Below are 12,195 nucleotides of genomic sequence, written 5' to 3'. Positions count from 1 at the left end.
TTTATACCTTTATTTTCTATCGACCCTGAGCAGTAAGTTTTTCCATAAGATACTTAACCTTTTTTGCAATGTTATCTATTGTACCATTCTTCTCCATATCTATCCATTTGATACTACTATATCGTCTAAACCAAGTCAACTGTCGCTTGGCAAATCTTCTGGTATTTCTTTTTAATAATTGCACCGCTTCTTCCAAAGCATACTCATTATATAAAAAACCGACAATTTCTTTATATCCCAGCCCTTGCATAGATACCAAGCCACGGTGGTATCCGGCATCTAATAATCCCTGCACTTCCGCCACCAGCCCGCATTCGATCATCCTGTCAACTCGGGCTTCGATACGGGTGTACAGTTTTTCTCGCTCATAATAAGGTGCTATTAACAGTATATCATAATTCGGGCAGGCAAGTTTATTATTATTTCTAAATAACGCACCCGCCACACCGGTTTGCCTGTATACCTCCAAAGCCCGGATAGTTCTCTTTAAATTATTGACATGAATACGAGCTGCTGTTTCCGGATCAACTTCTTCAAGCAGTTTGTGCACAGCTTCGTTTCCCTCTTGTTCAGCCTTTTGCATCAAGGATTTTCTAAATACTTCATCTGCCTTTACCCCACTAAAATCATAGTTATAAATCACCGCATCAATATAAAACCCGGTACCACCCACCAATAACGGCATCCTGCCGTTAAGACAAATGTTTTCTATAGCCTGCCTGGCTAGTTTTTGAAATACTGCTGCTGAAAAATCCGTATCAGGATCAATAATATCAATTATATGATGGGGAACACCTTTCATTTCTTGAAGTGTAGGCTTGGCCGTACCGATATTCATAAAACGGTATATCTGCATTGAATCAGCCGATACTACTTCACCCTTAAGTATTCGGGCCAACTCCACCGCAATCTCGGTCTTGCCGGCGGCTGTTGGACCGGCGATAACCAAAAGCGGTATTTTATTATTAATACTCATAACCATCCCCAATCATTTTTACTTAGTTATAATAACAAATACCATTGGGGGAATGTTTCCTCCCTAACGAAGATCAGGTGCGTTTAAACATAACATCCAGCTCTCGACGGGTGAAAGAAACCATCGTAGGTCGGCCATGAGGGCAGGTATATGGCTCATCAGCCATTGCTAATTGCGCAAGCAATGTTTGCATGGCCTCCATGGAAAGCTTTTCTCCCGCCTTAATCGCCGCCTTGCACGCTAACAAGGAAGCCAGAGTATGCTTGGTCTCGGTGTCACTGACCTTGCCAAATTCCATAATGGCCTCAACCACATCCGTTATCAATCCTTCGCTCTGCCCGGGAGAAAGATCCGCCGGTATACCGCGCAACAAAATACTATCCCGTCCGAACTCCTCAAAAACAAAACCAACAGCCTGTAAATCAGCCGCGTACTCCTTAAGCAGCTCTTTCTCAGGCATTCTTAAATTTATATTAACCGGTGTTAATAAATACTGCACTTCCGGCACCATCATTGTCAATTTATAGAAAAACTTCTCATACATAATGCGCTCGTGTGCAGCGTGTTGATCAACAATAAATAAACCATTACTCGTCTGGGTCAATATATAAGCATTCATTAGCTGTCCGATAATCCACAAATCAGGAAAACTGGGGTTTTCTTTATAATTTCCGGCTACCTCAGCCAAACGGGCAGGCGGGCAATTTTTATTTGACACCGCAGCCGCGCGGATTGGCTGCCGGTCGCGCTGCTTCCGGCCATCATCTTTATGCAAAGCAGATGTGGTCGAAGAAGCATGACCCTCGGTGATCTTTTGCCCGACCTCTTCATTATTTGCTTCAACATTTGCTTCAGCCATTATTTTGCGTACTTCAACCGGGCTCTCCCGGGGAATTGAGTATTGACTTACCGATGCAGGGAAACTTAGTTTATAAGGCTCGCTGTCAGCGGGCAATTTGGTTCGGCGAGGAATTAAATCAGTATCCCTTAGCGCCGCACGAACCGCAGTGGTAACCAACGACTGTATTTGTTCCTCATTATCCATTTTTATTTCCATTTTAGCCGGATGTACGTTAACATCTATTTTGCCCGGCTCAAGCCGGATTAATATAACCGCCACCGGGTAGCGACCAACAGTTAACTTACCCCGGTATGCTTCATCAAGCGCCGCATTAACGGCTGCGCTGCGTACTACCCGTCCATTTACGGCCACGGTTATTTGCTGGCGCGTGCTTCGACTTAATTCCGGTTTACTTATAAAACCTTCCACTTTAACACCGGCATTTTCACCATTCATCGCCAGCATCATATCTACCGCACGCATATCATAAACCGAGGCCAGTACATCAATTAATCTACCGGAACCCGGGGAACGGAAAATTTCCCGTCCATTATGGTTAAAAATAAGCTTGGTTTGCGGTCTGGTTAAAGCCATTTTATATATTAAATCAGCAATAAGCCCACCTTCCGTGGACTTTGATTTTAAATGTTTACGACGTGCCGGAGTGTTAAAAAAAATATCCCGCACACTAATCATTGTACCCACCCGGCAACCGACCGGGCCTTCTTGCAGCACCTGTCCGCCCTTGATAACCATATGATAACCTTCGTTTTTGCCCGACACCCTGGTTTTTACGGATAGATGCGATATCGCAGCAATACTGGGCAGCGCCTCGCCCCTAAAGCCCAAAGTATCAATATTTTCCAGGTCGGCAGCGCTTCTAATTTTGCTGGTGGCATGACGCTGAAAAGCCAGGGGAGTATCCTCCTGGCTTATACCGCATCCGTTGTCAACCACTTCAATCGTTTCAGTGCCTCCACCGGTAATAGATATATTCACCAAACCGGCCCCGGCATCCAATGAATTCTCCACTAATTCCTTGACTATAGATGCAGGTCGTTCAATCACTTCGCCTGCCGCAATGCGGCAGGCGGTATACTCGTTCAATAAAACTATTTTCGGCATTTCCCTTATCCTTCCGTTACCCATTCCTGCCCCTTGTTCTTCTCATAAGACATGCAAGTATCGGTAGTTTTATCTTGCATATAAACATAATCACATTCTTTTTGTTTTTTCGCTTGCTCGTATATATCATAGGCTTCACTCTGACAGGCATGACAAGCCTGAAAAGGTATGGATACGGCATAAATCCTGACCGGTGACCGATAACCTCTTTCAGCCCGGGATTCCAGGATAATATAACCGGGACAATCAGGACACATGCGCACTTTCTCAAATTGTTCTTCTTCAATGTAATCTGTATCGTAATATATAAATTTCTTACGCTGGTAATATTTACCGTCCCCGAATATTTTGGGCAAATCCACTTTATCCTTTTGGGACCATGATTCCAGCAACTGCTCCACCATACGATGTACCTGTCCTATTCTTTCCGGGCTTTCTTTAAACCTCCCCGGCCAATAATCCGGTTCCATCACATAGGAATAATCCACACCGGCCAAGGCCAGAATAATTGCCAAATTAATATAGGGCAGAGCGGTTTCAATGGCATAGCCGCCCTCCAGAACAGCCAAGTGAGGTTGTAATTTTTTAGTAAAATCGGCATAAGCTCTGGCCGTAAACCGCATACTGCCAAGTGGGTCGGTATAATGATTGTCTTGTCCCGCCGAATTGATTATAATCTCCGGTTGAAAATCCTTAACTACCGGCAATACAAGATTATCCACCACGTACATAAAACTCTCGTCCGCCGTACCCGGAGGCAAAGGAACATTCAGCGTTTTGGCGTAGGCTCCGGGTCCGCCCAATTCATGGGTAAAGCCGGTACCCGGAAAGATAGTGCGCCCGTCTTGATGAAATGATATAAATAGAAGATCAGGGTCGTGATAAAAAATATCCTGGGTTCCGTCCCCATGATGAGCATCAGAGTCTACAATGGCAATTTTCCTGATACCGTGACGGCGGCGCAGGTACTCTACAAGGATAGCTTCGTTATTAATACTGCAAAACCCGCGATTGCCATGGACAACACGCATAGCATGGTGTCCTGGCGGACGCACCATGGCAAAACCGTTTTTAATTTCACCATTGACAACACTGTCACCCAACTGCAATGTAGACCCGGCAGCAATCAAATGCGCCTCGGTTACCTGGCTCTGTACCCGTGGCACGCAAAAATGCGTCCGGGAGACGTCATGCAAAGAAGCTAACCGTGGAGCATACTCATGAATCTGGGGTAGATCCATTACACCCTCTTCAAAAATTTGATCACGGGTATAAAGCAATCTCTCTTCCCTTTCGGGGTGAGTAGGGGATATAGCCCAGTCAAACGCCGGGAAAAAGATTAAACCGGTTTTTTTATCAATCATTAAATCCACCCCTTGCTCCAATATGACCCATAATACCTCTTGGTGTCTGTACGCTAATATCATAAATCCTTCCGGTAGTGATCCAGTTGCGTACCATGGTAAACACATCCCGGCGGGTAAATTCAGTTTTTTCTACCGCTTTGCTTAATCCGTATTTTTCAGCCCGTTTTTTCAACCAGTCACCGGCCAAAAGCAAGGCATCCTCTTCCGTAAATGAGGCTTTTTCAATTTTTCCCTGGTAGCCCTCTTGCTCAATAATGTAATAGCCTTGCTCGGTATCTGCCCGCAGGTTAACCTGCAGTGTGGGAATTGCTACCGCGGCCCCTATAGCGTTAGCTACCGATGCATAGGGCGGGATCACAGGGTTGGCGCCTATTCGAGCCGCTATCTGGGTTATAAAACCGGCCGCTGCACCGCCCACCCCCACAACCATATCCGGACGCTCCCTGCGTTTTTGCAGAACCTCCCAAACACGATAAGCCGGTTCCTGTTCCCATTGTTTAAACATAGCCTCAATTTCCTGCACAATTACGTCTATAACCATATTAATTATTCTTTGGGCCACCTCACTATGGCTCATGCCCAGCGATTGGCCCAGCATATCCATAGCTTCGAAGGCCTTTTTGGCATTGCCCAGTCTGGTAAGCCCCAGCACCCTTAAAGCATCTGTAGGTGTGGGCATTGGCCCGCCCAGACAGTATGGCGGCCCCAGTCTTTCAGAATAAACTAAAATCTCTTTGCCCACCCGCTCTACTAAACTATCCCCACCCACAGCCACAGACTTAACCGCCAGTGCCCGCACCTGAGTCAGCTGATCGTATACCGGAGCCCCCCTGGCAGAGAGCAGCGGCTGACCGCTTAAAATTAGGGCCAAGTCAGTGGTAGTACCGCCAATATCGACTACAACCGCTGTCTCCCCTGGCGGTATTAGTGCCTGTACACCCAGGGTGCTGGCCGCAGGACCGCTGAAAATAGTTTCTATAGGTACACCGGTCACCTTATTAAGCGGCATTGTACCGCCATCCGCTTTCAGTATATATACTGTTCCCTCAATACCCCGCATGGTAAGGGCAGACTGCACCGAGTCCACAAAAAAAGAATATTTGTCCCTGGTAGCGCAAGCCAGCATGGTGGAAACCACACGCCGCGGAAAATTCAATTGACCGGCCACTTGATGCCCCATTTCCACATGCCAGTCCGGGTGCGAGCTTTTAATTCTGGAAACAACCTCTTTTTCATGCTTATTGTTTCTTGAGGAAAACTTACCTGCCACAGCCACCTTTTTATATCCTTTTTTCTTTAGACCATTAATAGCCTTTTCTATTTCATCATCACGCAGGGGCATAATTTCCCGCCCCCTGTAATCCATGGCACCTGAAATAATAAATGTATCGGTGTGATACTGATAGTGCACGTGGCTTAAACCGGGTCCGGGTATTAGAATCAAGCCCACAGGATCATATTTTTTTTCCGCAATTAAATTTGTAATTAATGTAGTGCTGAAAACAACCCGTTCTATTAACTCCGCGGGCACACCCTTCATGATCTTATCCAGTGCTTCCATTAAAGATGTAATGATGTCATCACTGCTAGGCACAGTAGCGGAAGCCCGCACCAAACCATCATCTAAAAGGACCGCATTGGTACTGGTACCTCCCACATCAACACCTATATACATATCTATCCACCCCCGACCCGTATCAAACCTTTAAAATTATCAATTCTCTGAACTTACATTAATCTCCTTCAATTAATTACCCCCTGCTTCTACTTCATTTTTAATTTTTTCCGTCCAGTGGTACAGTAAGTTCAGCGCTTCCAAGGGGGTCAGTTGCATCACATTTATTTTAGCGATTTCCCTAAGCAGAGATTTTTCTCTGGCGTCAGCACACCGGTCGGTTATTGAACCGGCGGCAGCCGCATCATCTTTTTTACCCTGATATTCTGCAACACCGCTGCGCTTTTCCATCTGGTGCAAAACATCCTGGGCCCGGCTCAAAACCTCCTCCGGCAAGCCGGCCAGCCGGGCCACCTGGATGCCGTAACTCTTGTCCACCTTACCCTGTAATACCTTTCTTAAAAAAATAATCTCATCATTCTCCTCATGCACACTTATCGTACAATTCACTACTCCGGATAGAGCGTCCAAATCGGTTAATTCGTGATAATGGGTAGAGAACAACGTTCTCGCCCCGATATTATTATGGATGTATTCCACCAAGGCTCTGGCGATACTTATACCGTCATATGTACTTGTGCCCCTGCCGACTTCATCCATAATAATCAAACTATTCCGGGTAGCATTATTAACAATGTCTCTGCATTCGCTCATTTCCACCATAAAAGTACTTCGCCCACCGGCCAGATCATCCGCCGCGCCAATGCGAGTAAAAATATAATCAGTCACACCTATTTCAGCTTTGGCCGCCGGCACGAAGCTTCCCATCTGCGCCATTAATATAATCAGTGCTACCTGACGCATATATGTGCTTTTCCCGGCCATATTGGGACCGGTAAGCAGTATTAATGTACTGTTTTCACCCATATATGTGTCGTTGGGCACAAAGTCGCCGGCATTTAATACCCGTTCCACCACCGGATGCCTGCCATCCGAAATAACAATTTTTTTGTCGGTATTAACAATCGGCCTGACCAGGTTTGCCCTTTCGGCCGCCTCAGCCAGGGAAATCAGCACATCTAAAACTGCCAAATTTCTGGCGGTATTCTGTATGCGATGCAGCTCGCCAGCCACGTTTTGCCTGATTTCACTAAACAACTCGAATTCCAGCTGCATCAGACGGTCTTGCGCGCCAATGATCATATCTTCATATTCTTTTAATTGGTTGGTAATAAACCGTTCAGCATTAACCAGTGTTTGTTTGCGTATATAATAATCGGGCACCTGAGATAAATTGGCCTTGGTAACTTCCAAGTAATAGCCAAATATTTTATTATAACCCACCTTTAAAGATTTAATACCCGTTTTCTCACGTTCTTCAGACTCCAATCGAGCCAGCCAATCTTTACCGTTACTGCCGGCAGCACGCAGACTATCTACCTCGGGGTTATAGCCCGGTTTTAAGATGCCACCATCCTTAATTTGCATCGGTGGATTATCAATCAGTGCCTTATGCAGCAGTTCATTTATATTGGACATATCATCCAGACAGCCAATTAAATCTATTAAAAGTTCTACATTTACATCATTACTTAATTTTTTAATTACAGGCAAGACATCAAAAGATTTTCTTAACGCGAGCAAATCCCTGGCGTTGGCACTGCCGTAAGCTACCCGGCCCGCCAGGCGTTCCAAATCATAGACCTGTTTTAAAGCCTCCTTAATCTGAGTACGCATAATTAAATTATTTAGCAGTTCTTCGACTGCATCTAAGCGTTTGTTTATTAAAACTACATCTAACAGCGGCTGCTCAATCCACTGTTTTAATAATCGGCCACCCATGGCCGTGCATGTATAATCAAGTACCCAAATAAGAGTACCCCAACGCATCCCGTCTTTAATAGAGCCGGTTAATTCTAAATTGCGCCGTGATACAGCATCTATCTTCATAAATTGATTGGTGTTATATATTTGGGGACTGTTAATTTGTTCAAGGCTTCTTTTTTGGGTATCCAGCAGGTAAAATAAGATAGCTCCGGCAGCCCGTGAACCAAATATCAAACGGTCAATACCGGCTTGCCGCCAACTCTCGCCAAACTGGCGATCCAAGATATTGCCTGATGACTCCGGGTTAAATAAATGGTCGTCAATTGCGGTTATCAACATATTAGCCATTCCCGCCATTCTTTCCGCTAAATCACCGTTATAGCTGCGAGGCAACAACAGCTCGGCCGGCTGCAGACGATACAACTCGTCAGCCAGTTCGTGAAAAGCGTTATCGCCGTTAAACTGCGTGACCCTGAATAAACCGGTAGAAATATCGGAAAAAGCCAGCCCGCATCCTCTTTCTTCAATAAGGACCGCTACCAGATAGTTATTCTTTTTATCATCCAGACACTGTCCTTCCATTACTGTACCGGGGGTAACAATTCTGGTTACCTCTCTTTTTACCAACCCCTTGGCCTGTCTGGGGTCCTCGGTTTGTTCACATATGACCACCCGGCGTCCCTTGGCAATAAGCCTGGCAATATAGGACTGGGCGGCATGATGAGGTACACCACACATGGGTACTTTTTTCCCGCCGCCTCCATCACGAGCGGTTAAAGCAATTTCCAAATCCCTGGAGGCCTGCAGGGCGTCATCGAAAAACATTTCATAGAAATCTCCCATGCGAAACATGAGAATATGGTTTTGATAATTTTGTTTAATTTTCAAGTATTGTTGCATCATCGGAGTATAAACCACAGCATGTCCCTCCCGGGAATATTATAACATAAAGAAATTTATTCATTCGAGTACAAAAAAAGTGACAGCTATAGAATTTTATCAAGCTCAATCAACAAAAAAACCCGGCGCAAGTACGCCGGGAGTTTTACCTGCTTAATGGCCGCAACCGCTGCAGGAGGAGCAACACTCGTCGCTGCATGAGCTTTGTTGACCGGTTATGGCATTTGATATGATACCATTTATTTGCTCTAATACTTTTTCAAATTTTTGCTGCGCCTGAAAGTAATTATATATCAATGGATTATCAAGCATCCGCTTTTCCAAATCGGAAACTTCCTTTTTTTGATCATCTGTTAATTGCTGCCCCTGCTTCTGCATTTCCAGGTATTGTTTTTGTTTTGTGTTAAACTCCTGAATAATGCCCTGTGCCTCCGGGTCTTGCATCATCGACATTTCCGAGTTCTTCATATCATTCAATTCATCGGAAGCTGCAATCTCTTGCCCCAGCTCATAGGCTTTTTCCAATATTGACATCTTATAACCCCCATATATTTATTCCGCCGGGATAACCTCTCCCTCAAGATGAGTAAGACCGCATCCGGTAATAAGTATAGGAACCAGCATACCCACCATATCTTGTTTACCCCGGAAAACCGCAATTTTGTTGGTTCTTGTCCTCGCGCTCATTAAATCCGCATTTGTTTTACTGGGCCCCTCTACAAGGCACTCTAATGTTTTACCCACTTCCAGCTTGTTCTTACGTAAACTTATCTCATTCTGCAAAGCAATTAGTTTCTCAATACGAGCTACTTTTACCTGGTCAGGAACCTGGTCTTGCATACCGGCCGCGGGAGTTCCTTGTCTTTTGTTATATATAAAAGTAAAAGCGCTGTCATATTCAATATTTTTTACAAGATCAACAGTATCCGCAAAATCAGCGTCAGACTCACCCGGAAAACCTACCATTATATCAGTGGTTAGCGATACACCCGGCATAGCTGTGCGAATTTTATCCACTAATTCCAGATAATGCTCACGCGTATATCCCCGATTCATTTTTTTTAATATATTGTTACTCCCTGCCTGCACGGGAAGATGTATATGTTCACATATTTTTGGTAAATGTGAAACAGTTGTAACCAGTTTATCACAAAAATCCTTCGGGTGAGAAGTCATATAACGAATTCTTTTTAAATCTTTTATTTCGTTGATTTTTACCAGTAAATCTGCAAAGTCAATACCGGAGGATAAATCTTTACCATATGAATTAACATTTTGCCCCAGCAAGGTTACCTCTTGGTAGCCCTGCCGCACCAGTTCCTGAATTTCACTGATAATGGCCTCCGGCTGCCTGCTTTTCTCCCTGCCCCGCACATACGGTACTATGCAATAAGTGCAAAAATTATTACATCCGTACGTGATACTAACCCAGGCTCGAACACCGTGAAAGCGTTTTACCGACAGTCCTTCACTAATATCCTTTCTATCAGGCCAAATATCAATGATCTGGTTTTTTTGATACTCCGCCCGGTCTATTAATGCCGGCAATTCATGTATGTTATGCGTACCAAACACAATATTCACATATCTGAAACGCTGCTTTATTCTTTGAGCAATATGCTCTTGCTGGCTCATACATCCACCCATGGCTATAATCAGGTGGGGTTTTTGTTTTTTAAGCTGGCCAAGCCTGCCCAAAAGACCGAACACTTTATTCTCAGCAGTTTCCCGAACACAACAAGTATTTAAAATAATTAAATCAGCATCATTCTGACCTTCCGCAGATAAATATCCTTTGTTTTCCAACATACCGGCAATTATTTCCGAATCATGCTCATTCATTTGACAGCCGAAGGTAATTGTAAGATACTTTTTGGGGTTGTCATTAATTTTTCCACTCATACGTTACTACTCCCTTAAAGCAAGATAATAATCTTGCTTAATTATAACGTATATATACTAATGAAACAAATCGCTTCAGCTTGCTATCCTCCTCAGGAAATTACTCCTCTGGAAGATGAAACCCGTCTCAGTACAGTACCCTCAAATTATTTTACCTCAAAACATCTATTGATATTTAGGTTTTTCTGAATAAATCATTAATTAGAACCGTGATTTCTTTTAAAATTAATGAATAGGAAAACGTAACATGACAATGAGCACATTAACAGCAACTATTCTAAAACCTGTAATGTTTACACGGCTTACCGCAAGGCAGGCTGCTCTAAAAAATTCCATAAAGAACATACTGCTGATTTGCTTTTGCATAAAGTGGCAAAGGCGGCTTTTGACAGCTTGGGGAACAAGAAATTACCCACCGTTAAGGCTCTGCAAATGGAATGCTCTGAACTGCTTTCTGAAAAGAAAAAAGCCTATGCAAGTACCATTCGGCAAAAAAGGAAATGCATAATGTACTAACTGCAAAGGCAAATGTTGACCGTCTTTTAAGAGAAAATATGTCGGAGAAAGAGAAAAAAACACAGGAACAAAGATAATCTTTCCTGTGTTTTTTCAGCTCCCAAAGGAAGCGCAGCTACACAATTTATTGTGCGTTCAGTGGAATTGGGGATACTCCCCAACAAACAGATTTGCCCAAGATCCCATAAGGTAATTTTGAGCGAAATCGCAAGGTGTATAGCACCTTGTCCTGCTTGCTACGTTTATTCTTACAATTAGATGTATTTGTTTTGTAATTTACAATATAGTTATATAATGCTACTTAATATAACTTTTGTTAAACACCATTTTTACATAGCTGCTATCTGTAAAATAACTGTGTTGCGTGAAATGCCAAGTTCTCTGGCGATGGCCCGTTGTGACATTTTTTGTCGGGTATACATGTGTCTTATTTTGCCATAAAGCTCAACGTCGATGATCATACCTTTCAGCCTCCCGTCAATTGGTCTCGCATCAATTGTACAGGAGTTTGGTTAGATGGCTCACATATTCGTTATCACAAGTGTTCAGTTAACTTCAAGGTGGCTCACTTTTTCGTGATCACTAACGTGCTTTTTGGCTCACTTTTAGGTTAGCATACACACTGCAAAGGGAAGGTTATAAAGAATACCGCCATCTTTTTGATTAGACGTCACCCCCCGGTTACCGAGGGGATGGAATCTTATAGTCGGCCATTGATTGACTCAGAATTATGCTCCATTTAAGGCATATAATGCATAGATTATTGATAGCAACCGGTACATAAGCAAACCCGCCGACGTAAACCGGCGGGTTTGTTTTTATTCCTGCCGGTATTTTTACTTAACAGGCATGGTAATCCGGGTTAAAAGTTCATTTTCCGATGTTTCACAGGGGCTATTCAGATAAAATTCATACGCTGTCCAGGTCGGGGTGTAACCGTTTTCCTTTATCCACTGTGTAAGAGCGTTGTAGGCAGACTCAACCTGGTTGTACGGGCCTTTATGGATGCAGGACACCTGTTTACCCGCCGGGATTTCACCGGGCTTTATCCTATCTTTACCCGGCAAAACCCCATTAACGGGAAATCCTATTTCCAAGTCCAGGTCCTGCATGTCCATATAATAGG

Annotated in this window: 9 protein-coding genes and 1 pseudogene; 1 reads left to right on the top strand and 9 read right to left on the bottom strand. The window is 44.0% G+C overall.

Annotation, left to right across the window (positions count from 1 at the left end; genetic code table 11):
- Nucleotides 1-16: 16 nt before the first annotated feature.
- From miaA to miaB, 7 genes are all read right to left on the bottom strand, one after another.
- Nucleotides 17-976, bottom strand: coding sequence for a tRNA (adenosine(37)-N6)-dimethylallyltransferase MiaA (miaA, locus tag ABDB91_RS07340; RefSeq protein ID WP_347490965.1), 960 nt, complete (start codon nucleotides 974-976; stop codon nucleotides 17-19).
- Between the two features lie 73 nt (nucleotides 977-1,049).
- Entirely contained in the window at nucleotides 1,050-2,942 is a 1,893-nt protein-coding gene (mutL, locus tag ABDB91_RS07335; RefSeq protein ID WP_347490964.1) for a DNA mismatch repair endonuclease MutL, read from the bottom strand.
- A 5-nt stretch (nucleotides 2,943-2,947) separates the two neighbouring features.
- The gene (locus ABDB91_RS07330; RefSeq protein WP_347491552.1) at nucleotides 2,948-4,303 is read right to left on the bottom strand and encodes a histone deacetylase; all 1,356 of its coding nucleotides are present in this window, start codon (nucleotides 4,301-4,303) and stop codon (nucleotides 2,948-2,950) included.
- Nucleotides 4,299-5,984 (bottom strand): hydantoinase/oxoprolinase family protein, encoded by a 1,686-nt coding sequence (locus ABDB91_RS07325; protein WP_347490963.1) that lies wholly within the window; start codon nucleotides 5,982-5,984, stop codon nucleotides 4,299-4,301. The genes ABDB91_RS07330 and ABDB91_RS07325 overlap by 5 nt, the downstream gene beginning before the upstream one ends.
- Before the next feature lie 72 nt (nucleotides 5,985-6,056).
- A complete protein-coding gene (gene mutS, locus ABDB91_RS07320) occupies nucleotides 6,057-8,669 on the bottom strand; it encodes a DNA mismatch repair protein MutS (RefSeq protein WP_347490962.1) in 2,613 nt (870 codons plus the stop codon).
- A gap of 135 nt (nucleotides 8,670-8,804) precedes the next feature.
- Nucleotides 8,805-9,185, bottom strand: a complete 381-nt coding sequence (locus tag ABDB91_RS07315) for a YlbF family regulator (protein WP_347490961.1) — start codon at nucleotides 9,183-9,185, stop codon at nucleotides 8,805-8,807.
- An 18-nt stretch (nucleotides 9,186-9,203) separates the two neighbouring features.
- Nucleotides 9,204-10,553, bottom strand: a complete 1,350-nt coding sequence (miaB, locus tag ABDB91_RS07310; RefSeq protein ID WP_347490960.1) for a tRNA (N6-isopentenyl adenosine(37)-C2)-methylthiotransferase MiaB — start codon at nucleotides 10,551-10,553, stop codon at nucleotides 9,204-9,206.
- A 258-nt stretch (nucleotides 10,554-10,811) separates the two neighbouring features.
- Between miaB and ABDB91_RS07305 the strand changes: the two are divergent.
- Nucleotides 10,812-11,146, top strand: a pseudogene (locus tag ABDB91_RS07305) (relaxase); the annotation flags it as partial.
- Nucleotides 11,147-11,398: 252 nt separating this feature from the next.
- On the opposite strand, the gene ABDB91_RS07300 reads toward ABDB91_RS07305, so the two are convergent.
- Together ABDB91_RS07300 and ABDB91_RS07295 are read right to left on the bottom strand one after the other, a co-directional pair.
- Nucleotides 11,399-11,530, bottom strand: coding sequence for a hypothetical protein (locus ABDB91_RS07300; protein ID WP_347490959.1), 132 nt, complete (start codon nucleotides 11,528-11,530; stop codon nucleotides 11,399-11,401).
- Nucleotides 11,531-11,905: 375 nt separating this feature from the next.
- Nucleotides 11,906-12,187, bottom strand: a complete 282-nt coding sequence (locus ABDB91_RS07295; RefSeq protein WP_347490958.1) for a GyrI-like domain-containing protein — start codon at nucleotides 12,185-12,187, stop codon at nucleotides 11,906-11,908.
- Nucleotides 12,188-12,195 lie beyond the last annotated feature (8 nt).

Source organism: Desulfoscipio sp. XC116 (assembly GCF_039851975.1).
Taxonomy (GTDB): domain Bacteria; phylum Bacillota; class Desulfotomaculia; order Desulfotomaculales; family Desulfallaceae; genus Sporotomaculum.
Note: the sequence above shows the minus strand (reverse complement) of the source record. Positions and strands in the feature narration are given on the sequence as shown.